The sequence below is a fragment of the Arenibacter troitsensis genome (genome assembly GCF_900177645.1).
Classification (GTDB): domain Bacteria; phylum Bacteroidota; class Bacteroidia; order Flavobacteriales; family Flavobacteriaceae; genus Arenibacter; species Arenibacter troitsensis.
On the sequence record NZ_FXAO01000001.1, the window covers coordinates 847,279 to 870,569 of the forward strand.

Here is a 23,291-nt window from a genome sequence, read left to right on the forward strand (position 1 = left end):
TTTAATGCAATTTCTGAAGCAAATGTAGTAACAACCTATCCGTTTAAAAGGTGGTCAAAAGTTCAGTGGCAGTTTTCTATAGATGAATGGATTTTTTGCTGCGATGGCTGATTTATTGTCTCTTATACAATAATGCTATCTTTAGATTGTTATAATTTTGTTATAATCCATTAATGAAAAACACCAATAGTTTACTGGTCCTGGCCCTGTTTTTTGGACTTACATTTCACGGTGCCAGTATTTTTTTTACATTGGAATCTACCTATGATGCTTTGATCCATCTTTTTTTTGCGGATCATTATGCCAATAGTTGGTTCGAACCATGGGATTATAGATGGTATACGGGGTTTACAGTTCAGGGTTATCCACCTTTGGTTCATCAATCCATTGCCCTTTTATCCTATGTTGGTGGCCTAAAATTTGGATTGTTCACGGTAGCTCTGTTGGGAATTGTTCTTTTTATTACAGGTACTTACCGTTTTGGGCTTTTAATGACGGGGAATCAAAAAGTAGCAGGCTATACTTCCTTGATGGCGGTATTTTCCACAACCTTTATAGAAACCTTGCATATATTTGGGCAGTTACCCAGTATTATTGGACTTTCAGTTCTTTTGCATTCCCTTACTGAAATATATTTATGGATCAAAACGGGGAGGTCGCATTATTTACTCACTTCCTTATCACTGATTGCCGTAACGGTTACCTCTCATCATGTTACACCTATTTTTGGAATGGTATTTTTTGTCTTTCCATTAATTGGAATGGTCGTTATGGATGTATCCCGTGATAAGGTATCTACCAATAGGGAATTAACTTTTAAGGTGTTCTTCAAATCTTTTAAACAGCTCTTTTGGCGTATAGTTGGATTTGGTTTTTCCTCTTTGGTATTAATAGTGGTCTGTATTTTGCCCTATTGGGTCAATTCCAAAAAGAACCCTATTACCCAAATCCCCATTCCACATGGTTCCAGGGATAATTTTTTGGAAGTGACCTCATCAGGTCTGGTATTCTTTATTGTGCCTTGGGGAATACTGCTGTTCTTTCTGCCCTATATTTTTTATCGACTTTATAGTAAACGATTTTTGTTTTTTGGTTTGTCCATATCCGCACTTACTATTTTGGGCACCGGGGGAACAACCCCTATACCGTTGAAAGTATTGGGCGAAACTGCATTTAATATCCTGACCTTGGACCGTTTTACCCTTTGGGCAACTATAATGGCGTTACCAATATTTGGGGAGTTTATCTATAGATTGGCAGAAGGTGATCTAAAACAACAACTGCAACGGCGTTTTGGGGCAATATACCATAGGGTGCTAAGTATTTTTATTGGAGGCAGTATTCTTTTAATGGTCATTTTTACAATGAGTTTAGGATATTTTAGACCCTCACAGCCCCAAAAAATAAAAATGCTTCCCATCGTTAATTTTTTAAATCAGGACCAACATGACCAATGGCGTTATTTGCCCTTGGGTTTCGGGGATCAAATGGCATGGCTCTCGGCGCAAACAAATGCCATGACTGTTGATGGTAATTATCATTCTGCAAGACGATTACCGGAATTGACGACCAGGGCCATTGAGCGTTTGGAGAATTCGAAATTTAGGGGGGTAGAGGGTATTGGTTCCCTTCAGCAGTTTTTGACCGTTCCGGAAAAGTATAACCTAAAGTACATCTTTAGTAATGATAAATTCTATGACCCCATCCTTTATTTCTGTGGATGGCAACGTCTACAACAGTTGGAAAATGGTATTATGGTTTGGGAAAAATTAAACGTACCCCCGGTGCCCTCCATTCTTCCCAAAGAGGATGTAGCCCAATGGCTGAAGCTAATGTGGGGCATTGTACCTATTCTAACAGTATTGATAGCCTTTGTTATCAATATTCAACTGCTCTGGATTCGAATACTTAATTCAAGAATGATCCAACAGCCGGACTATATGAAGTATGCTATTGAATATAGGAAATTTCCATCATTCCTTATCAGTGTAAATCATCTCTGGGCATTCTTGGTCATATCGTTGTTCGGATTTGGAATCTACCAATTTTATATCCACAACATAGCCCAAAGGTCTCCACAAAATGTGGTTAAGGCCTATTATAATGCCTTGGATTTTAAGGAATTTGAGACAGCACACTCATTTTTGGATATAGAAAAGGAAATTTCCATTGCCCAATATATGCAGGAAGTATCTGTAACCGATGGCATCTTAAGCTCGTATGCTAAATTGGACGCAATCCAAATAAAGATATCCAATGAGACTGACCAAAATGCTAGGGCGGAAGTAGAAACATTTTGGGTAACCCCTTTGGAACGAATACAAAAGACATACAATCATAATTTGGTAAAACGTCAAGGGAAATGGTACATAGAACCGTCCTATTTAGATAGCGACATTCCCCCTGATCAATTGTTTACTTCCAACAATACTACTTTTTATAACCATGGTCGACGAAAAATAACCACAGAACAGACCCATCATGAGGATGTACTGAAACAACCAGTTTTGGAGGTGCTTAGTGCCAAATTGGTAAAAATGGATGGCAGTTACTCGGTTATCGGGGAATTGCAGAATGTTGACAATGTTCCTGCCGATGTGGTTCTAAAGGCTACATTGTACAATGACGAGGATAAGGAGTTGGCCAGTTATAACGCCAAGTTTCATATGAAGCATAAGTTAATGCCCATGGAAACCACCACCTTCAAAATCAATTTTGAAGGTATTGCATGGTCACAGACCAAAGATACCATTCCCCCTACTTTTAACCCCGATGAATTTACACCTGTGACATTTTCGGAGCAACCTACCAAATTCAATCTACAGTGTGCCGGCAATGTAGCCAATACTGATCTTTATAAGGGATTGGTGCTTCAGGAAATACAATTGTTGCCAGACAGGATCAAGGGGCAACTGTACAATTCAGGGATTCAGGAAGTAACGATTCCCTTACTGTTGATTTCCTATTACGATGCCGACAAAAATCTCCTTTGGGTTGACCATAAATTTGTTCGGGACGGGGTCCGGGTGCAGCGCAAACAATCATTTCAGTATGATATCAAGGAATTGGATGGGTTGAAGATTGTCAACAGTAGTTTGGAAAACTGTTATGTAAATGGACTGCCCAACGCGGAAATTGCCGGAAAAGTAATCGGGGTGCGGAATCGGAGTCATTCGTATGAACAAATGCAACCTTTTAAGGGATCTGATTATGATTTTATAAAATTGGAAATGAACAGTTATATAGGAAATCCAAGGTAATATGAGGTGGAAGTTCTACATATTGGTAATGTTGGCAAGCCTCGGTTGTAGGGAGGGGGAGGAGGTGCCAAATACTAACCTGAAGGTGGAAGTAGTAGCTGTTTCACATCCGTCATCTGTTGGTGACGGGTTGGAATTTCAATTCCACCTTCAAGGAAACGGAAACGCTTTGCTATTGTTGGAAAATAGTTTTGGCCCCCTGTTGTTTCAACCTAAAATAATTAATGATAATGCCGTTTTCAATATCCCCCCAAAATTCACGGAAGAGGCAGGGGAATACCACTGGAAGCTCGTATCCAATTCCAAGGTACTGTTATCGGACAAATTTTATCTTGGTCCGCGGATTGGGAATCTCTCCAAAATAGAAACCTATTTTGGGCCAAGAAGTATTAGGGCTGGGGGGCAGGATTATTCCATGCTTACCATTATACCAACCGACGATTATGACAATCCTCTTCCAGATAGTACTGTAGTGTCTATTAGCCAACTAGTAGATTTCAAAACCAATGTATTTGAAGTTCGCCTTAAAGATGGTCTTGCCTATAGCCTACTTTATGGGGAAGAAAAAGCGGGACGTATGTTGGTTACTGCGGCGGTAAACGGGGTGCCTTCCAAAGAGCTTACAAGCATTGTATCCCCCTCCAATAGTACTGATTTCAAAATTGGATTTGAACGTGTACATGATTTTGCGGATGGTAATCAAGTCGTGAGATTTATGACCTCACCAATAACGGATAGGTTTGGGAATACGGTTAACGATGGAACCTTGGTTAATTTCATAGTTAAAAATAAGCGTGGTGAATTGCTCAAATCTATGGGGACTACCTTGGCCGGAATTGCAAGCTCCAATATGTTGCACCCTAATGAGGAGGAAGAATGGGGGGTTACTGCGTATATTACGGGTGAGGCAAAGAGCAATGAGCTGCAGCTGAATTTTAAAAGTGCCATAAAAGATTTTGAAGTTAAATGGTCCAAAAATAATCGAAAGATCATAGTGGGCCCAATTCTTGGATTTATGGGGCAGTTGGTACCGGAAGGATTGGTTATCGAATTAAAAATTTACGACAGTAACGGTAAATTTATTGAGGACAAGCAAGCACATGCCAGATCTGGGATGGGGTCATTTGAGCTGGACAAAGGATTATATCTTGAAGGGGATTATCACATTACCGTGGAATGTGCTGGTATTAAAAAAGAAATGCGTATAAAATTGGCCCAAAATGAAATGGAATAAAAACATCTTAAGGGTCCTTTTGATTGGTACATTCCTGGCCATTAATGCATTGGTGCTTTTCGGGATAAGTTCGGTTTGGTCTTATTTGAATACTGGTGCGGACCGCTCCACCCTTCTGCATATAGGTGGGGAAAAATCGCCCATTTATTTGCCCGAGGTGGTGTGGGACACAACTTCAGTGGAAGGCCGCCCCATAGAGAAACAAACTTTGGCGAAAATTGAACGGGATTACCTTAATGGTTGGTACGTGAAAAATGCCTCCCTAGCTACCAACAATCAATACGGCATTGCCGACTACTTTACCGAAAGTGCTAGGACCAAACTGTATAAAATATTGGATACAAACAAGCAAAAGGGCGCTACCTTTGTTCAGACCACTTTGGAACATTGGCCCGAATTAAATTTTTATAGCGCTGATGGTACCCAAATTTCTTTTCTGGATAAGAATGTATTGCTTTACAAGAAGGGCTTTTTAAACGGAATTCCAGTTTTGGAATTTCATGAAACGGCAACATTCCAAGTAGTAATGCTTTTAGAGGATGGTTTTTGGAGGGTGCGTCATTTTGTGAGGGTGGCATCAGAACCTCTTCAGGTGAAGAAAGAGCCAATAATTGGTGCTGGTAATCTAGAAATTTTAAAAAATATCAAAGGACTCAACTATTATCCTAAAGACAGTCCATGGGATACCTTCGGAAATAAGTTTAACGATGGTATTATTGCATCAGATTTTAGGAAGATAAGGGAAATGGGACTCAATACCGTTCGTGTGTTTATTCCTTATTCAGATTTTGGGGAGGCCCACTTGGATGCGATTCGACTTAGTAAAGTGAGGACACTTCTGGATGCTGCGGAAAATGAACATTTGATGGTCATTATCACTCTTTTTGATTTCTATGGGGACTATAGTCTGCCCAACTGGACATTGACCTTCAGACATGCCGAAAAGGTGGTAAAAGAATATATGGACCATCCTAGCTTGCTGGCATGGGATTTAAAGAACGAACCCGATCTGGATTTTGAATCAAGAGGAAGGGATAATGTGCTGGCTTGGCTAAAGGAGCTTAACATAAGGGTAAAAAAGTGGGATAACCTGCATCCAATAACAGTAGGATGGTCCAGTCCGGAAGCTGCCATTAATATTGCCGATGAACTCGATTTTGTTTCCTTTCACTATTATAGGGATACCAAAGATTTTTTATCCGCATATGACAAAATGAAAAACGCCATTCCAAGTGGTAAAATTACCGTCCTTCAGGAATACGGCAGCTCTTCCTATAGCGGGGTGTGGAATGCTTTTCTAAACTCGGAGGGGAAACAGGCGGCCTATTATGAGGAAATTCAGCCCCTTCTAAAAGAAGCCCAAATACCATTTCTTTTCTGGACCTTATACGATTTTGAAAAGGTTCCATCCGCTGTGGTTGGCAACAGGCCTTGGAGAAGGGAACCCCAAAAGTATTTCGGTTGTCTTGATATGGAAGGTAAACCCAAAAAAACCTACTATTACCTTAAAGGTATAATCCAAAAATAGAAAAGGAAACGATTAGCCAAATCGTTCCCTTTTCATCACTTAACCTAAAACTTAAAAACTATTTTTCCAGTTCGGCCACTCTTTTGGGCAGTGTTAATGAAAAACCTTTGGATTTTGCCAATTGAATGGCCTTGAAGTAATTAACATACATATTGGTGATTTCGGACATAGGCAGGGAAGAGGCTGCTTTAAAGTTGTTCCTTCCCAATTGGACCCTATAGAAATCATCCTTTAAAATTTTTTCAATGGCATCGGCTAGGGATGCCGCACTTTCGGGATTGAAAAATTCTCCTTTATAGCCTTCTTCTTTAACTAAAATACTAAGATCTCCCAAGTCGGGTAGGGCAACGGCCTTGCCATAACTACCGGCCTGATGCAATACTCCTGAACTACCTGTGGTGGAAGTATAAGGAAATACGGTAACGGCGCTCTCAGCGAAAATCACAGGGACATCTTCCTCGGCTACATAGCCTGTAAAACGTATTTGGGGTACATGGGCATATTGTTTTTTAATATCTTCCAAATAGCCAGGAGTATTGGGACTGTCCGTTCCGGCTATTACGATTTCCAAATCCAAATTGGTGCGGTTTCTGATAATTTCTACGGACTCTATTAGAATTTCGACTTTTTTATAGGTACCAAATTTACCGAAGGCCATGATCTGCTTTGGACCTTCGGGTAGACAATAATCAGGTTCCGGAGGGGTTTCAAAGGCTCCATGGGGTACTAATGCCACATTTCTTGCCTTGTATTTTTTTTCTAAGATATCTACATACTTGCTTATAGTAACCGCAAGTACATCCGACGCTAAAACAAATTTGGTCAAGGTAGTTCCTATGAGGCCATAGGCCTTTTGCAAAATGATATTTTTGGTGATACCTGCATTTTTTAAGTCCACCTGTTCCATAATGTTATGCAGTAAGGAAATGGTGGGGATACCTTTTAGTTTACATATCAAAGGAAGAAGTAGACCCAGGGCTGCCGGGATTTTTTTATCGCCGAATTTTAAGAACTGTAGATTGAACAATACGGCATCCGGCTTAGTCTCCGTAATGGTTTTGCTAATGCTTAAAAGGTTGGTATAGCTATTAAAATTCCAGCATTCCTTAACGCTTATTTTACAACCTTCCCCATCAAAGTTCAGGTCTTTTTCCTCAGAGGTCCTGTCGCAAATCAAAACTATTTCGCTTACCTCATTTTGTAACCTAAAGTGCTTCACTAGGTGATATCCGTATTCCGTTAGGGTTACTTTACTGGGAGGGTAGGCAGTTACAATGGCTAATTTCATAGGTCAAGTTTTGTGTTAAGATTTAGAATTAATTTCTGGGACAAATATCACCCATAAGTATTATAAATATGGATGATTAGAGGTGGTTGGCTCTTTTATATAGACCAATGGTAAAGGTGTTCGGTTAAATTGTTTTAAGGAAATTGCCCATTAATTGTTTTTAGTTTTGGTCCATTGCCTAGACTTTATCCTCAAAAATAACCGCTCTGGGGGCAGAGGTGCCATAGAATTATATTTTTAATTGCAAAGTATTACTTTATGGATTTGCTAAAAAAGTAGAGTGCCTGAGCCACCAGTAACGCGACCATTACTATAATCTGAATTTGGACTATCATAGTAAGGCTACTGTGAAACAGAACAATCAACAACACCTGGGAAACCCCTAGAATACCAGATAGAATTACCGGTATGTAATGGTCCAATGACAGAAAATAGTAGGCAAAAATATTGGAGATGGCGAAAAGCGATGTAGCTAGGGCATATTGCCATAGTAAAGGGGCCATGGATAGGTAGGCCTCTCCGAACAATAAATTAATTATTGTTCCTGGAAACAGATAGCAAGCCATAACAATGCCCAGGGATAACACGCCAATAAATCCTATGTATTTTGAAAGTACCGGAACTGTGGGCTCTCCGTCCTTGTGTTTTTGGACCACTTTTGGCAACAATAACATTACGAACATCCATGCAACAAAATAGACAACGCGACCAATCAAAGCTAAAGAGGCATATAAACCTGCTTCCAAAGCATCAAAATAATGCTTAACCAAAAGAATATCACTATTATTAATAATAATCTGTGTTAGTTCATATCCAGCGGTGAGTCCTATGAATTGAAGCACTTTTTTTGTGTTGGCTTTGGAAAGTCTATTTTTTGTAAAAATTGTCACCTCTTTAAAATCCATCGGAATCAATCCAAAAAGAAAAGAAAGTCCTATTCCAAGCGCCACCAGGATGGCAGGCTCAAATGGGAGTAAAATTAACAAGAGCACGGTGATGATCAATCTGCTCCACATTTCCGTCTGGTAGGTAAAAGATAGTTTTCCAAAGTTTTGGAAACCTTGGTATTTACCGCGATTGACGCTCATTAAAAAATAAATGGGGATACCAACACCAAATATGGTAAACATCCAGGCATTTTGGGTTTGGAACAAAATTTGGAGCTCTGGGGCAAAATAAATTACCATTATTCCAATGGCCATACCAAAAGCAAGCGAATAGGTATAGATAGTGTTTTGAAAATGGGAGTAATCCTCTTCTGAAAGCAAAACGGCAAACTTGGCGGTTACCAATTGAAACGTCATTCCTATAAAGGATAATACCAATAAAAGGGTGATCAACAGTGCCGCTTCAGCAAAGGCCTCAGGTCCCAGTATTCTTCCCAAAGCTAAGTTGTACAGGTAGTTGCCCCCATTTACTAGGAGCGCACTACCCATAAACAACTGTGCGGGGGAAATTTTTTTGATTACTATATTGGATATGGTCATCTTATTTTTTTTAAAGGTTTTCTATATTGATCTGTTGGCAAATGGTATTTAGGGTCAATAATTATGCAATTATTAAGCAAATATCTAAATGATAGGCCTTTTGAAAAGGCCGATGTAGACGGATCGTCAATTGCTGTAGACGAATGGCGGGTATTGCACTTCCGGTAAAGAAGGGTATGCGGTAACTTTACATAAGCTTAATAAATAGGATTCTTAGGCGAACCAAATAGCCTATAAAATCCAGAAAACTTAACCTATGAATATTTATAAATTAATTACTACATTCTTATTATTGTCATTTTCCATACAGGCCCAGCAATCTATGCAAAAGGGATTTGAACTTTTGGAAAATGGTAATTTTGCAGATGCCGAGATTTTTTTTGAAGCCTTTTTGGAATCGGATTCCGAAAACAAGACCGCGCAGATTTGTTACGGAAGGGCAGTAGGACTAAATGGAGCGCCTAAAACGGCCAATGCTTTATTTGGAGATTTACAACAAAAGTACCCCAATGATTACGAGGTGGCCATAAATTATATAGAATCCCTTTTATGGGCAGGAAAATTTAAGGAGGCCAAACCCCTATATAAGGATATGGTGGCCAAAAATCCAGATAAGTTTGGGGCTTTGTTGGGGTATGCCAATACCTTGAGCAATCTAAGGGAATATGAAACTGCACTGAATTGGGTAAATAAGGCCATAGCACTGCAACCGGATAATGAAGGTGCCAAGATTTCAAGGAAGTATATAAAATTGGGATACGCCAATGAGTTTGTAAATGCACAAAATTATGGGATGGGACAACAATTGCTACTGGAAATTTTTGGAGATTTTCCAGAAGATAAGGAGGCATTGTTGAATTTGGCCAACCTACAATTGATAACCAAAGAGACGGATAGTGCCAAAAATACCTACCGAAGATATGCCACATCCGCTAAAGATTCCATCACCGCTATAAATGGAATTGCACTTGCAGAACACATAGCCGGAAATGAAAAAATGGCTCTGAAAATGGCCTTGGAAGCTAAAGAAAAAGTGGAGTCATTTGGCGATCCGGTGCTTAATCAGCACACCTTCGACCGCTATGTGCAGGCCCTGATATGGAATAGGAAGTTTGCCGAAGCCAGAAAGGAAATAGACCGTCTAGCCCTGGTATATCCGAATGGCAATTGGGTTCAGGCATTAAATGCTACACTAGGAATGTATACCGGTGATTTTAAGGCAAGTTTATCAAGCTATGATGCCATACTCTCTAAGGACAGTGTTTCTTTTGACGGAAACCTAGGCAAGGCAAATGCACTTTTTGCTTCAGATAGAATCGTACCTGCTTATAAGGCGGCATTTCAGACTTTGAAAATTTTTAAGAATCAAAAGGATGCACAAGGTTTTATTGAAAAACTCAATGGTTTGCATACCCCAAGTATTGAAGAACATGCTGCCTATACCTTTGACAATGGAAATAACGTGGCTTTTTCCAATTCCGTAAATGCCTTTGTACCTTTTTCCACCAAATTTAAAACCACACTAAACTACCAGTACCGAACTACAGAGAATACGGTTACCCAGAATAAGGCGGAATCCCATGTTGTGTTGGTTGGTTTTGGATACAAATTGGCCCCTAATGTAGATATGGCCACTGTATTGGGATTCAATAACAGTAGGTTTATGGAAACAGCTTACACACAACCGGTTTTGGATGCCAAATTAAAAATAAAGCCTTTTAAGTTGCAGAATCTAGAACTTGGCTACCAAAGGGAAGTGCAGAATTTTAATGCGGATTTGATAGAGCGCGAAATTGTGATGAATCATTATGGACTTAATTACAATCTGGGCACCAATGTAAATTTGGGTTGGTATACGCAATTGATGTACACCCAGCAGACCGACAACAACAGTCGTAACCTCTTATTTACCTCTTTGTATTATACGGTATTACAGAAACCGGCATTAAAGTTCGGTCTTAATTATCAGTATATCACCTTCGGAGAGCAAGTGCCTACCATATATTTTAGCCCAGAAAAATATCAGGCTGGGGAAGTTTTTGGGGATATCAGGGGAAAAATATCCACTCATACCAACTATATGGCCAGTGTGGCTACAGGAATTCAAAAGGTGGAAAACGACCCTCAAACTGCAATTTTCAGGTCAGAGGCTTCCATGCAGCACCAATTTGGCAAACGTCTCAGTGGAAGTATTTACGGCAAATATAGCAATATAGCATCGGCCACGGCCGCTGGTTTTGAATTTACGGAAATTGGATTTAAACTAAAATGGTCCTTGACCAAACAACCATTGTTCTTTGCCAATTTGGAGGCGGAAAGCAAATCGAATTAAAAATCTTCCAGTGTGAAGGTTAAGTCCAATATATTTGTGCTGTTTTTACAGAAGGTTTAGCCTTCGCATCAGTTCAGGTCTATTGGAGCGACTGATCGGAATAACGTTCTTACCTATTAAGACGCTATTGTCCTCAATATCTATAATTTTGCTGAAGTTAATTATAAAAGACCTATGTATTTGCATAAAAACCTTTTCCGGCAGTTTCTCCTTAATTTTCTTTAAGGTAGTATGTACGTGATACACCTCTTTTTCGGTCTTGATATCAATATAATCCCCTTTGGCTTCTATGACCGTAAGCTCATTCAGCTTCAATTTAATTAGGCGTCTATCTATATTGATATAAAGATCTTCCCCTGAGGCTGACTCTCCTATTTCCTTTGATGGACCAACAGGAGGTAGTTGTGTAATGTTCTTTAATTTTTGAAAGGATTTTTGAAAGCGCTCCAAAGTAATGGGCTTTACTAGGTAGTCCACAATGCACTCGTATTCATAGGCTGCTATGGCAAAATTGGTGTCAGAGGTAGTCAATACAACTTTAGGAGGATTTTTTAGGGTCTGTACAAAATCGACACCAGAAAATCCAGGCATGTGGATATCCAGGAAAACAATATCTATGGATTCTTGATTTAGAAATTTTAATGCGTCAATAGCATTATCAAATTCGGCAATAACATCCAATTCCGATATTTTGGAGCATAATTGGGCTACAATTGCCCTTGCCGCGGCCTCGTCGTCTATGATAATACAATTCATATTATATAGTTGTAAGGTATTTTGTTATTTTTTGAAGTATTGCTCTAAAATCCATGTCCATCTTATTATTGCCATCCCTAAGGTCTTCCTCATAGGTTACTGCATATCCGTAGGCCTGTTCTAGTCCCAGGATGTTAAATTTGTGCTTTAATTTATGTACAGTTTCAGCGGCCATTAATAGCTCATTTGTTCGGATCTGTCCCAGGTATGTATCTACCTCTTCCGGGAACTCCTTTTTTATGATACTGATGAATTTTTTCTCAAACTCAATATCATCACCGGCCAGCTCCTTTATGTAATTAAGATTAGGTACTTCGGTCATATGGTTTTTTTAATGTGAAAAAAAAGGTTGTTCCTTTGTTTTCCTCCGATTTCAACGAAATTTCACCCTCGTATAAATCTACTATTTTTTTTACTAAAGCAAGACCAATACCAGTAGATTTACTATCCGTATCCAATTTTTTGAACATTTCAAAAATACTGGATTGATGATTTTCCGGAATTCCCTTACCATTGTCGGTAATACTAAATTTCCAGTAGTCGCCTTGATCTTTGGCCTTAATTTCAATAATCCCTTGTTCAATCTCCTCGGTAGCTGTTACTGCGTTGATAATTAAATTCATAAATAACTGCTCAATACGTTTTATTTCACAGAATAATATGGGCAGTGTGTCAGCGTATATAATATTTATATTTTTAGGGATATACAGCGTTTGTTTCAAATTGTCCAGTACCGATTTTAAGCTGAAAGAGACGTAATTTTCATTTGTGGTACCCATAGTGGCATGCTCTAAAATACCATCTATAAGCTTGTCCATTTTTTCAAGGTTTTGTGTAATCAGTGAACAGTTGATACTACTCTCCGGTGAGAATTTCCCTTTTTCATCTTCCAAAATCCAATTCATCAATGTACTGATATTTCTAATCGGTGATTTTAAATCGTGAGACACTATATGTGCATAATTGTTCAGTGATTCATTTTGGGTTTTTAAATCTTTTAATAAATTATCTTTTTCCATAGCCATATTTGCCACCTTTCTGGCCAGGTCACTTATATGTTTTGCAAGTTTTTCGGCATCAAACTCGTTTTCAGAGTTATAATCCAATTGGTTTTTATGTTCTAGATTGGCTTCCAGACTAGTTATTGCTTTTTCTAAAGAATTAAGGATGTGATTTTGTCGTTGGGCTTCATTTTCCAGCTCGCGATTGGCTGCATACAGTTCTTCAGAACTAATGGTAGTTGCTCTTTGCAACATGCTCAGTTTATCGTCATAATTTTCGTAGGACCTCTCAACAGCTGTTAAGAAAGGGTTTAGGGCATCATCCTCACTGAGGTTTTCCGATAGATACTTTTTGAGTTGTCTTTTGAGCAGGTTATGCATTATTCGCTGAATAAGGTTAATGTCATGGTCTGATTGTGTAATTTACAGGTTTCTTGACCTTCAAAGGGAGCCATTTCACCATAGGAGTAGAATCCTGTAATTTTGGCGCTTGGGCCTATTACGGAAATAACCTCTTCAACCTCCTCTTCGGTTCGCTGATCCATCACTAATTTTCTTCCAATACAGCTAACGAGCAATGCCAATTCGGGTTTATTTTTTCTATTTCGCATGGCTATTTTAGCTGCCAAATTAGCGCCGTTGGCAATATCATCTACAGTAGACATCATTAATTGAACTTTAGATCTCTCAGGTACGTCCCCGGCCAGAATCATGGCATTTTCCAATTCATCAATATTGAGTATGGTCCTAACAATGGGTTCGGAATCTCCTTGTGTTCTAACACTTAACGGATAGAGCAAGGCCGATTTAGGAAGTTCGGATGCTTTATTGCCCAAGTATTTTTTATATAGGTCCAATGCGGGCTTACCATCTAATTCATACAGGATGTTGTCCTTGGACTTTGTTATAATTCGCTCTGGTCCAAATGCAGTCCAACCTCCAAAGTTGGCACTAGTGATTTCCAAGGTGTCCCCATAGAAACCGATTGCGACCACCTGACCCTCTTTAGGGGGTTCGTTATATGATGATAAGGTAAGTTCAAATCGGTCATCATCACCACATAATCCTCCTGACAGGCCCACCTTACATAACTTGTTTATTTCCACACCATGAATCAGCGCGCTACCATTTACGGAACTGCCTTCTGAAACAATAAATAAATGCTGTAAACCCTCTTGTGAAAACTCGGACATAAGTTGTTGTCCCAAGCTTTTGTCATCGTTGCCAAAATCAACCACATTTTTGGCCTTAACAAGAAAAGTGCTTTTTTCAAATTCTATGGCTGTCAGAACCACAGTGCCATCATAGACATTGGCATCCATAATTTCACCAGAAGTAGTGCCAAAAACAATATGTCCGTTTGGGAAAAGAGTTCTTACTTCCCTATATAGATCCTTATCCTGTAACATGTACCTATTTCCAAAAACAAGTACAAGTGGATTTTTTAGAACTTGTAGGTCTTGGATAAAATTGAAGGTTGAACCTTTCATTTTAATGGCCTGTAATATTTTCATGTTACGGGTTGTTTGTTTTTAATTTTTTGAAGGGTAAAATGAAAATTAGTGCCAATCCCTACTTGGCTATCTATCCAAACACGTCCATTATAGCGATCTACAATTTTCTTTACGATAGACAATCCGATTCCGGAAGATCTTTCATTGGTACCGACAGATTGGAAAATCTCAAATATTTTTGTGTGATATTTTTCGGGAATACCTACTCCATTATCCTTTATTGTAAACTGCCAGTAGTTTTCAGTTTCCGAACATAAAACTTCCACCAGTCCCTTTTCTTTTTCTATATGTACTACGGCATTGCCAATAATATTCTGGAACAATTGGTGAATCTTTGTTTTGTCTGCCAAGACGGTTGGTAATTTTACAGGTACAGCAACGGTGACATGCTCTGGAATGTAAATACTATCGATTATATCTGACACCACGCAGTTTAGGTCAATATCGCTATTGACCAAATTGGAACTATTGGCAGTTGAATATTCCAAAATGCCGCTGATCAAATTGTCCATCAATTCTATTTTGTCCTGCATCAATTGCAGATTTTTTTGTCCTGCTTCATCCAAGACCTCCCTGTAGTCTTCTAGCATCCATGTAGACAAGGCCATGATACTTCGCAATGGTGATTTTAAATCATGTGAGACTATATGGGCGTACTCTTGTAATCCTTTATTACTGTTTTCCAATTCCTTGACCAATTCTAATTTTTCCAATTGCAACAGTTTTTGTTCTGTAATATCCAAGTGTATGCCGATAGACCCTATAATGGCACCAGACTCATTATATCTTGGAGCCCCACTGATCATCCAATGCTTTAACGACCCATTTTTATCCCTTACCTCTATTTCATAGGAATCTGACTTTCCTTCTAGCCTTTTTTGGTTTTTTTCGTTTATTATAGTGTTGTCCGTAATATTGATGACCTCTTTTGCTTTTTTTCCTAATAGTTCCTGTTCGGAGTAGGCGCTCATTTGGCAGAAACTTTGGTTTACCATTTGAATAATATCGTCATTGTCTACTTCAATAAGTCCTAGATTCATGTTAGCAATAATACTACTGTATTTCTCCCTTTGTGCTTCCAAAGTTCTATTGTAATTTCTACTAAGTGTCACGTCTTGGTATGTCCAAAGGTGTCCTTTGTATTCCCCATTATTAAAGATAGGGATATAATCGCGCTCCAGGATTCTGCCATCTACCATTTCCAGTTCGTCTGAGACCACCATAACTTGATCGCTAAGAATTTTTTCAATTCTTGCCACGAAGGAGTCTGGGTTTTTAAAAAGTGACTTATTTTGCTCGGCCGCATCAACACAATCGGCCCCTATCAGCTGCTCTGGTGAGGCGGGTATTTGAAAAAGGTCACAAAAAAGTTGATTGGTAAGTGAGATTTTTCGATCTTCATTTTCCAGGAGCACCCCGGTCTGTAGGTTTAGTATAAGTGTAGAAAGTCGGTTTTCGGAGGCCTTTAACTTTTCCTCCGCTTTCATTTCCTTGGTAATGTCTTCTATGGTAGTTACTTGAAATTCTACTTCATTTTGGTTATTTCTTACGGCGCTTATATGGGTTTTGGCATACAAATGGCTACCATCTTTTCGTAAGTATTTTCTAATACATGAAAAATTATCAATTTCTCCATCATTCATTTTAACCAGTTTGTCCGTCGAATCCAAGGAATCAACAGGTTCGGAAATATCCTTAATGGTTTGATTTTTGAGCTCATTGGTCGAGTACCCAAGGAGGTTGCAAAAACTAGGGTTTGCCTTTATGATTTTTCCTTTAACGGTTAATGCAATGCCAAGAGGTGAATTTTCAACTATGATATTAAGTTGTTTTTTTTGCTCTGCCAACAAATGTTTTATTTCTGTTTCTTGGCTAATATCTCTTATAATTCCCTGGGCCGCAATGGGTTTTCTGTCCTGGTCGTAAATAAGGCTACTGTTTATCTGAACATATCTTTCCTCCTTATTTTTAAGTATGATTTTTGCCCTATAATTTTTGATTGTCCCTGCTTTTATCAATATCTGGAAAGATTCCTTGGTATAGTCCAAGTAATCTTTATGTACCAGTTGTGTTAAGTTAACAGGTTCTACTGTATGGTCATAACCCAGAAACTCTTTGGCAGAAAGGTTCATATTTATGACATTGGCCTTAAGGTCCATGATTACATAGGGATCAATTATGTCCAGAAAGGAGCCATTTAGGGCCGCAGTTTTTTTATTTAATAAACTTTCTAGTTTATGATTTGCCTGTTTTAAATGGAAGGAGGTATCGTAGAGTTCCTTGGATTTGATTTCCAAGATTTTTTCGGCCTGTATGCGTGCTTTTTTCTGTCGCTCCAAAGCCTTTTTGAGAAGGATTATTTCTTGTTTACTATCCATTTTGAATAATATCAAATTTCACTTCGGTACCGTCTGCCTTTAATAGTTCATAGGAAACTTGGGCAGATCCATTATAGTGTTCAAAACATTTTTCTATAAGACCATGGGCCAAACGATATAAACCCCTGGAGGAGGAATATATCATAGAAATGGAGGTGTCTGTTTTTTCCAATATTTTAAATGTGGGTAACTCAGCTTCTGGATACAATTTTTGAACATGGACATGTATATGGTCTTCAATCGAATAAAGAAGCCCTAATGGATTGTTATAGCTTTGAATTACTTCAGGATGTGCCTTGCCCAGACTGGTAAATAAATAACGACCAAAAGAAAAGATCAAAGTATTGGAATCTACGCCTACATTATTGCTCAAACTTTTAATTAAAGCAACCATTTCATTAAAATCATAGGTGCCAACCGAAGTATAGATGCCTTCGGAGGGTAAATCGCATTCGTCTATGATGGCGTCTACCACTGCTAAACCGAATTCGGATTCCACCATTTCCAAAAATTCTGTAAATACAATTCCTTTCATTTTTTAGGTTTTGATCAAATGTAGGAAAACGATTACTTATGGAAAATAAATTGTTGTGAATCCCGTGAAATCTGTTATGCCTTAACAAGTTCATTAATATCCCAATATTCCAATACTTTTTTTAATTTATCCTCGTAATCCTCATATTTTAAGGGTTTTAGAATGTATCCGGCTATTCCAATTCTATAGCATTCCAATAAATCGGCCCTATTTTGCGATGTTGTTAAAACAATAGTTGGGAGGTATCTAAAGTTTACGTCCGCCTTAAGTATTTTTAAGAATTCGATCCCGTTCATTCTAGGCATATTGAGATCCAATAAAATAAGATCTGGCAATGGGGAATTGGAATTTAAAACGGTGAGGGCTTCCTCACCATTTTTGGCTTCTATAATATTATGTTTTAAACCAAGCTTAACCGTAGTTCTTTGAAGTTTCATGGTTTCTATAGCATCATCTTCAATAAATAGAATATTCATTTTAAGTCGTATTACCGTTAATTACAAATAACCGAATAATAGATTGTAATAATTCCCTACTTTAGGTGAATGGACATTTTGTGTAGACCAGTGGTCCTTATGGTACGCCATTTGTATTTTGATGATAGACCATTTAATTTTCAAAACAAACCGTCCAATCTTTTTTTGGCTATGGCCATCTGTGAAATTTCTCCGAGAAGGGTTACGCCGTCAATTAGTTTTGCAAAACGTGGATCTTGTGTAAATCCCTTTTTGTAGCGGTAGAATATTTGTTGTATGATCACCGCTATTTTGAATAATCCATAAACGTAGTAAAAGATAATATTAGTTACTTCCTGTCCACTTTTAAGGGAATATTGATGCACCACTTCTTCCCGAGATAGGTTCCCTCGCAGATTTGTAGGGGTAAGGTTCAATGCCTTCATAAAGTCGGGGTCATTAGGATTTACCCAATATCCCAGAGTGGTTCCCAGATCCATCAACGGATTTCCTATCGTGGCCATTTCCCAATCCAGAACCGCATTTACTTTGGTCCAATCCTGGGGGTCCAGTATCAAATTGTCGTATTTAAAATCGTTATGGATCAGGGAATAGTTTTTGGGTTCTTTGGGCGTATTTTGGCCCAACCATTTGGCCGCAGCTTCAATTTTGGGTATTTCATCGGTTTTGGATTTGTAATATCGTTTGGTCCAGCCTTCAATTTGTCGTTGCATATATCCTTCAGGTTTACCAAAATTATCTAGGCCAATATCCTTAACATTGAGCTGATGAAGATCAACAAACGTATCTACAAAACTGTTGGATATGCCTTGCATCTCTGCCGTGGACGGAATCATCCCTTCAGGCATTTTTGCCCTTAGAATTACTCCTTCCACCCGTTCCATAAGGTAGAAGGGGCAACCTAAAACAGTATTGTCCTCACAATAAAGTATTGGCTTAGGCACTTTGGTATAGGAAGGTTTTAAGGCCGATAATATATCGAATTCACGCTTCATGTCGTGTCCGGATTTTATATTGGCCCCTATGGGCGGCCTTCGCAATACATATTCACTTTTCCCAATTTGCAGCAGATATGTTAGGTTGGAATAACCACTTGGGAATTGGGCTATATTTATATCCCCATCAATTTCAAAGAAATGGTTCAAATAGGATTTCAAATTACCCACTCCCAATTCCTCGCCTTTGCGAACCTTGGTTGATTTATCGTTCCATATGTTCAACATAGCGCTTAAATTCTGTATTCTTTTAAAATTTGTCTGGCCAAGCTGCTCATATGCACCTCGTCCGCCCCATCATAAATTCGGGCAGCCCGCTCCTGTCTATAGTAGAAGGCCAGGATGGTGTCGTCTGTTAGGCCCAAGGCACCATGGACCTGAATTGCCCTGTCTACCACCTTTTGTAGGACGTTGGCACAGTAAAATTTAATGATGGAAATTTCCTTTCGGGTCTTATAGGCACCCTGAGAATCAATTTTTTTTGCGGCATCCTGGATTAATAATCTTGCAGCATTAATTTCGGCCCTGGATTCGGCTATCCAGTTTTGAACGGTCTGTTTATCGGCCAATGTCTTACTATGTGCCAATTCCCGGGATATGGCCCGCTGACACATGAGATCAAAAGATCGTTCGCAAATACCCATCCATCGCATGCAATGGTGAATACGTCCCGGGCCCAACCTTTTTTGGGCAATGGTAAATCCTTCTCCATCTCCTCCAAGGACATTGGTCAATGAGACTTTTACATTATGGAATTTAATTTCGGAATGACTCTCCCAGCCATTACCGGTATGACCCATAACGGGAATGTTTCTAATGAATTCAATACCAGTGGTATTGGTGGGGATAATAACCTGACTAGCCTTTTTATGCGCTTCTGTTGCCTCTGGATTGGTTATCAACATTACAATGGCAAAGGTGGCCCCATCAAAACCTGTCGTAAACCATTTATGGCCGTTTATTATATAGTTGTCATCTTTTTTAAAGGCCATTGTGCCCATATTTACGGGATTGGAGCCAGCAAAATCCGGTTCGGTCATGGCGAAACAACTTCTAATATCGCCCGCTAGAAGAGGGTAGAGATATGCCTCTTTTTGTTCTTTGGTTCCGAATTCGATCAATATTTCCATGTTGCCGGCGTCAGGGGCCTGACAATTAAAACAGTAATGTCCGTAGGGACTGGCACCCAAAATTTCGCTTATTTCCCCATGCTGGGTATTGGATAGTCCTAAACCCCCGTATTCCTTTGGAATCTGAGGTAGCCAAAGTCCAATATCCTTTACTTTTTGGCGGAGTTCATTGAGTTTTGGAAGTTTTTCATCCCAGCTACAATTTAAAATCCAGGGTTCCAAAGGAAAAAGTTCCTCCTTAACAAAGGCCTTTATCCTTTTTTTTATATCGTCGAAATTCATTTGATTTGCTTTTTGGAAGGTTTAGTCTTCATATATTACCGGCTGGGGAAATGTTTTAATTTAGGTAGCAGTACCATTAACAAAGTATTATTTGCCTATAAACTTAGCGGGGCGCTTTTCTAAAAAGGCATTGACGCCTTCTGAAAAATCGCGACTGCCAAACGTGGCAACTTGCTTTTCTGCTTCATAAGCAATGGTATCATATAGATCATGGCCCATGGCATAGAACATGTCTTCTTTGGTAACACCTACAGCCAAGGTAGGAAGTTTGGCCAATTCATGGGCCCAATTTTTGGCCGTCTTAAGCAATTCGGAGTCCTCACTTACCAATTTATTGGTGAGTCCAAGATCCAAACATTCTTTAGCCATTATTTTTTTGCCCTCCACGGCTATTTGTAATGCTTTACTATAACCTATTTGTCTTGCCAAAAGCCAACTACCACCACCGTCAGGACCTAAGCCTATATTGATAAAGGCGTACAACAAAGCACTGTTTTGGGACATTACCCTAAAATCGCAGGCAAGGGCAAGGGAAGCTCCTACTCCGGCCGCAGTTCCGTTAATTGCCCCTATAATCGGCTTGCGAAGTGTAAAAAGATTGCGCATCAAAGGTTGGTAGGTGCTGGTAATATATGCCCGGCCTTCTTCGGGTGTAACCTGGCCAAAGACGGCCATATCCGCACCGGCGCAAAATCCTTTTCCGGCTCCTGTAATAACCACTGCGCGAATGTCATCGTCCTTCCGGATTTTATTGATGGCGTTGGTAATTCCGTTCACAACATCGTCAGTAACCGCATTGTACCTTGTGGGCCTGTTAAGGGTAATAATTCCAATATCGCCATCCTTTTCAAATAGAACGCTCTGGTCATTTGTGTTTTCATTTTTTTTGGGGATGTCCATTTTAGGTTCGGAAATTGCTTTCTTACTATTGGGATTTGAATAGACTTGGGCTATAAATTCGGCAACACATGCCGGTTTTTCTTCCCCTTTTAGCTCAAATACAAGTTTTAATTTGTATTTGGCCCCGCCTTCGAACGGGCTGAATTCCATTAAGGATACTCGAGCCCTTAACGAGGCACCTACCGGGGTGGCATTCATGAACCTTACCTTGTCCAATCCATAATTTACCCCCATTGCTATATCCTTGATCTTAAGGGTTTCAAAGCAGAATTTTGAGACAAGGGAAAGGACCAAAAATCCATGGGCTACTGTTTTTTTATAGGGTGAATATTTGGCGGATTTTTCAGGATCCACATGGATCCATTGGGTGTCTTCCGTGGTTTTGGCAAAGGAGTCGATCATATCCTGGGTTATGGTCATCCAATTGGATATGCCCACTTCCTTGCCTAGGTAATGGGTCAGATCCGATAATTGTGGCACTTCTGTAGCATATGCCTTGTTGATAGTTTCTTCTTCTGCCATATGTATTTTAATTAATTCCTTTTAAATAAATAGGTACGTTTTAATATCGTTCAATCACTAGTTGAAGCCGCCGGCTATCATGTGCCCTCCATCGGCAGTAAAAACCGATCCGGTACAATAGCTGGATGCGTTGGAAGCCAAAAAACAGGCCAGGCCGGCCATTTCATCCGCTGCGGCCATTCTTCCTGACGGTAAATGTTGTGTTACTTGATCGAGTATTTTTTCGTTCTGCCATAAGGCCGAACTAAATTTGGTCTTGATGAGTCCAGGGCATATGGCGTTGGAGCGGATTCCAAACTTGCCCCATTCCACAGCCTGTGATTTGGTCAACATTATTAAGGCCGACTTACTAACACTGTACAATCCTAATCCAACACTTGGTTTCATGCCCTCTACAGAGGCAATATTGATAATGCTTCCACCTCCCTTTTTTTTCATAATGGGGTAACATAGGTTGGCCAACAAGAAAGGGGCCTTGGCATTTATGTTCATTATTTTGTCAAATAGGGCATTCTCCATAGTGTGCAAGGGACCATAAAACGGATTGGTAGCGGCATTGTTCACTAGAATGTCCACCCCGCCATAGGCATTTACAGTTTCAATGACCAATTTTTTTAATTGGGCTTCATCTCCAACGTGGCAGGCAATCCCCAAGGCATCATATCCTTCCTCTCTTATATTGTTTGCCACCTTGTCAACGGCCTCCTGGCTACGGGAACTAATGACCACTTTGGCGCCATATTCTGCTAAACTCCATGCAATGGATTCGCCAATTCCCTTGCTGGCACCTGTTACAATGGCCACTTTGTTTTTTAAATCGAATTTTTGTTTTATTCTTGTTTGCATTCCACTTGTATAATTAGAGTACCATTTTTGAGTATTTTAATGATGGACCAAAAGGGCTGTATTACATGGGCATGGCACCACCGTTCGCGTGCAAGGTATGCCCACTGATAAAACCTGCTTCCTTGGATGCCAGGAAAAGGTAGGCATGCCCCATATCTTCCGGAGTGCCAATTCGGCCAACAGGAATCATTGAAATCCCGGCCTGTATTACATCTTGCGGCATGGAATCCGTCATTTCGGTTTTAATAAATCCTGGAGCAACAGCATTTACAGTAATATTGTATTTGCCAACTTCCCTACATAGTGAATGGGTAAATCCTACTATGGCGGCCTTACTGGCGCTGTAGTTGGTTTGGCCAAAAGCTCCTTGAAAAGCATTGATGGACGATGCTGAAATTATCCGCCCATAGTTGGCCGTCTTCATATGGGGTACTATTGCTTTGACGGTGATATACAGGGAATCCACATTTACGTGCATAACTTGATCCCATTCCTCTCGACTCATTTTTAGGATAGATCGGTCCCGAATTATTCCAGCGTTGTTGATAAGTACATCTATTTTTCCATATTCAGAGATGACCTTTGCTACCGCCTTGTCAACAGATTCTTGGCTGGAAACATCCACATTTTGGTAGAATATCTTACCGCCCTTCTTGGCAATCTTGTCTGCAGTTTTCTGGCCTTCATCCAACACATCCCACAGTGCAACAGTGGCGCCTTCATTGCAGAAGACTTTACAGATTCCTTCACCTATACCCCTGGCTCCGCCGGTAACGATTACTACCTGGCCCTCTAGTTTTTTCATTTTTGTTAATTATTTAACTGAT

At 39.6% G+C, this 23,291-nt stretch carries 18 protein-coding genes; 4 read left to right on the forward strand and 14 right to left on the reverse strand.

All coding sequences use genetic code 11. The annotated features are described in order from the left end of the window. The first annotated feature begins 173 nt into the window (after window positions 1–173). From B9Y87_RS03410 to B9Y87_RS03420, 3 genes are read left to right on the forward strand one after another with little or no spacing between them, the layout of a single operon-like run. Window positions 174–3,260 (forward strand): hypothetical protein, encoded by a 3,087-nt coding sequence (locus tag B9Y87_RS03410; RefSeq protein ID WP_085496143.1) that lies wholly within the window; start codon window positions 174–176, stop codon window positions 3,258–3,260. 1 nt (window position 3,261) lies between these two features. Continuing rightward, the gene (locus B9Y87_RS03415; protein ID WP_085496144.1) at window positions 3,262–4,494 is read left to right on the forward strand and encodes an Ig-like domain-containing protein; all 1,233 of its coding nucleotides are present in this window, start codon (window positions 3,262–3,264) and stop codon (window positions 4,492–4,494) included. Beyond that, a complete protein-coding gene (locus B9Y87_RS03420; RefSeq protein WP_085496145.1) occupies window positions 4,481–6,022 on the forward strand; it encodes a cellulase family glycosylhydrolase in 1,542 nt (513 codons plus the stop codon). Before B9Y87_RS03415 ends, B9Y87_RS03420 begins: the two co-directional genes overlap by 14 nt. Before the next feature lie 58 nt (window positions 6,023–6,080). On the opposite strand, the gene B9Y87_RS03425 is transcribed toward B9Y87_RS03420, so the two are convergent. After that, entirely contained in the window at window positions 6,081–7,310 is a 1,230-nt protein-coding gene (locus B9Y87_RS03425) for a glycosyltransferase (protein WP_085496147.1), read from the reverse strand. 251 nt (window positions 7,311–7,561) lie between these two features. Then, window positions 7,562–8,797 carry an oligosaccharide flippase family protein gene (locus B9Y87_RS03430; RefSeq protein ID WP_085496149.1) on the reverse strand — a complete coding sequence of 412 codons (1,236 nt, stop codon included), beginning with the start codon at window positions 8,795–8,797 and terminating at the stop codon, window positions 7,562–7,564. Window positions 8,798–9,053: 256 nt separating this feature from the next. Between B9Y87_RS03430 and B9Y87_RS03435 the strand changes: the two genes are divergently transcribed. Further along, window positions 9,054–11,129: a tetratricopeptide repeat protein gene (locus B9Y87_RS03435; protein ID WP_085496151.1), complete on the forward strand. Its 2,076-nt coding sequence runs from the start codon at window positions 9,054–9,056 to the stop codon at window positions 11,127–11,129. A gap of 45 nt (window positions 11,130–11,174) precedes the next feature. On the opposite strand, the gene B9Y87_RS03440 is transcribed toward B9Y87_RS03435, so the two are convergent. The 12 genes from B9Y87_RS03440 to B9Y87_RS03495 all read right to left on the reverse strand — a co-directional run bounded on the left by B9Y87_RS03440 (window position 11,175) and on the right by B9Y87_RS03495 (window position 23,269). Next, window positions 11,175–11,885 carry a LytR/AlgR family response regulator transcription factor gene (locus B9Y87_RS03440; protein ID WP_085496153.1) on the reverse strand — a complete coding sequence of 237 codons (711 nt, stop codon included), beginning with the start codon at window positions 11,883–11,885 and terminating at the stop codon, window positions 11,175–11,177. A 1-nt stretch (window position 11,886) separates the two neighbouring features. Further along, entirely contained in the window at window positions 11,887–12,207 is a 321-nt protein-coding gene (locus B9Y87_RS03445) for a histidine kinase (protein ID WP_085496155.1), read from the reverse strand. After that, entirely contained in the window at window positions 12,191–13,267 is a 1,077-nt protein-coding gene (locus B9Y87_RS03450; protein ID WP_085496157.1) for a sensor histidine kinase, read from the reverse strand. The genes B9Y87_RS03445 and B9Y87_RS03450 overlap by 17 nt, the downstream gene beginning before the upstream one ends. After that, entirely contained in the window at window positions 13,267–14,400 is a 1,134-nt protein-coding gene (locus B9Y87_RS03455) for an FIST signal transduction protein (RefSeq protein WP_085496160.1), read from the reverse strand. The genes B9Y87_RS03450 and B9Y87_RS03455 overlap by 1 nt, the downstream gene beginning before the upstream one ends. Then, the gene (locus B9Y87_RS03460) at window positions 14,397–16,778 is read right to left on the reverse strand and encodes a PAS domain S-box protein (RefSeq protein WP_085496162.1); all 2,382 of its coding nucleotides are present in this window, start codon (window positions 16,776–16,778) and stop codon (window positions 14,397–14,399) included. Before B9Y87_RS03460 ends, B9Y87_RS03455 begins: the two co-directional genes overlap by 4 nt. Beyond that, window positions 16,771–17,313 (reverse strand): heme NO-binding domain-containing protein, encoded by a 543-nt coding sequence (locus B9Y87_RS03465; RefSeq protein WP_085496163.1) that lies wholly within the window; start codon window positions 17,311–17,313, stop codon window positions 16,771–16,773. The genes B9Y87_RS03460 and B9Y87_RS03465 overlap by 8 nt, the downstream gene beginning before the upstream one ends. Window positions 17,314–17,387: 74 nt before the next feature. Further along, window positions 17,388–17,789, reverse strand: a complete 402-nt coding sequence (locus B9Y87_RS03470; RefSeq protein ID WP_085496165.1) for a response regulator — start codon at window positions 17,787–17,789, stop codon at window positions 17,388–17,390. A 140-nt stretch (window positions 17,790–17,929) separates the two neighbouring features. Next, a complete protein-coding gene (locus B9Y87_RS03475; protein ID WP_085496167.1) occupies window positions 17,930–19,012 on the reverse strand; it encodes a phosphotransferase family protein in 1,083 nt (360 codons plus the stop codon). Window positions 19,013–19,017: 5 nt separating this feature from the next. Beyond that, complete coding sequence (locus tag B9Y87_RS03480) at window positions 19,018–20,196, reverse strand: acyl-CoA dehydrogenase family protein (RefSeq protein WP_085496169.1); 1,179 nt, start codon at window positions 20,194–20,196, stop codon at window positions 19,018–19,020. 87 nt (window positions 20,197–20,283) lie between these two features. Further along, window positions 20,284–21,618, reverse strand: coding sequence for an enoyl-CoA hydratase-related protein (locus B9Y87_RS03485; protein ID WP_085496171.1), 1,335 nt, complete (start codon window positions 21,616–21,618; stop codon window positions 20,284–20,286). Between the two features lie 57 nt (window positions 21,619–21,675). Further along, the gene (locus B9Y87_RS03490; RefSeq protein WP_085496173.1) at window positions 21,676–22,464 is read right to left on the reverse strand and encodes a glucose 1-dehydrogenase; all 789 of its coding nucleotides are present in this window, start codon (window positions 22,462–22,464) and stop codon (window positions 21,676–21,678) included. 61 nt (window positions 22,465–22,525) lie between these two features. Further along, a complete protein-coding gene (locus tag B9Y87_RS03495; protein ID WP_085496175.1) occupies window positions 22,526–23,269 on the reverse strand; it encodes an SDR family NAD(P)-dependent oxidoreductase in 744 nt (247 codons plus the stop codon). Window positions 23,270–23,291 lie beyond the last annotated feature (22 nt).

What these genes read in the sequence shown, in the direction of transcription:
- B9Y87_RS03440 (WP_085496153.1), bottom strand. Translation starts at nt 11,885, where the DNA reads ATGAATTGTATTATCATAGACGACGAGGCCGCGGCAAGGGCAATTGTA.
- B9Y87_RS03495 (WP_085496175.1), bottom strand. Translation starts at nt 23,269, where the DNA reads ATGAAAAAACTAGAGGGCCAGGTAGTAATCGTTACCGGCGGAGCCAGG.
- B9Y87_RS03425 (WP_085496147.1), bottom strand. Translation starts at nt 7,310, where the DNA reads ATGAAATTAGCCATTGTAACTGCCTACCCTCCCAGTAAAGTAACCCTA.
- B9Y87_RS03470 (WP_085496165.1), bottom strand. Translation starts at nt 17,789, where the DNA reads ATGAATATTCTATTTATTGAAGATGATGCTATAGAAACCATGAAACTT.
- B9Y87_RS03485 (WP_085496171.1), bottom strand. Translation starts at nt 21,618, where the DNA reads ATGGCAGAAGAAGAAACTATCAACAAGGCATATGCTACAGAAGTGCCA.
- B9Y87_RS03465 (WP_085496163.1), bottom strand. Translation starts at nt 17,313, where the DNA reads ATGAAAGGAATTGTATTTACAGAATTTTTGGAAATGGTGGAATCCGAA.
- B9Y87_RS03480 (WP_085496169.1), bottom strand. Translation starts at nt 20,196, where the DNA reads ATGAATTTCGACGATATAAAAAAAAGGATAAAGGCCTTTGTTAAGGAG.
- B9Y87_RS03410 (WP_085496143.1), top strand. Translation starts at nt 174, where the DNA reads ATGAAAAACACCAATAGTTTACTGGTCCTGGCCCTGTTTTTTGGACTT.
- B9Y87_RS03415 (WP_085496144.1), top strand. Translation starts at nt 3,262, where the DNA reads ATGAGGTGGAAGTTCTACATATTGGTAATGTTGGCAAGCCTCGGTTGT.
- B9Y87_RS03460 (WP_085496162.1), bottom strand. Translation starts at nt 16,778, where the DNA reads ATGGATAGTAAACAAGAAATAATCCTTCTCAAAAAGGCTTTGGAGCGA.
- B9Y87_RS03450 (WP_085496157.1), bottom strand. Translation starts at nt 13,267, where the DNA reads ATGCATAACCTGCTCAAAAGACAACTCAAAAAGTATCTATCGGAAAAC.
- B9Y87_RS03430 (WP_085496149.1), bottom strand. Translation starts at nt 8,797, where the DNA reads ATGACCATATCCAATATAGTAATCAAAAAAATTTCCCCCGCACAGTTG.
- B9Y87_RS03475 (WP_085496167.1), bottom strand. Translation starts at nt 19,012, where the DNA reads ATGTTGAACATATGGAACGATAAATCAACCAAGGTTCGCAAAGGCGAG.
- B9Y87_RS03445 (WP_085496155.1), bottom strand. Translation starts at nt 12,207, where the DNA reads ATGACCGAAGTACCTAATCTTAATTACATAAAGGAGCTGGCCGGTGAT.
- B9Y87_RS03490 (WP_085496173.1), bottom strand. Translation starts at nt 22,464, where the DNA reads ATGCAAACAAGAATAAAACAAAAATTCGATTTAAAAAACAAAGTGGCC.
- B9Y87_RS03420 (WP_085496145.1), top strand. Translation starts at nt 4,481, where the DNA reads ATGAAATGGAATAAAAACATCTTAAGGGTCCTTTTGATTGGTACATTC.
- B9Y87_RS03435 (WP_085496151.1), top strand. Translation starts at nt 9,054, where the DNA reads ATGAATATTTATAAATTAATTACTACATTCTTATTATTGTCATTTTCC.
- B9Y87_RS03455 (WP_085496160.1), bottom strand. Translation starts at nt 14,400, where the DNA reads ATGAAAATATTACAGGCCATTAAAATGAAAGGTTCAACCTTCAATTTT.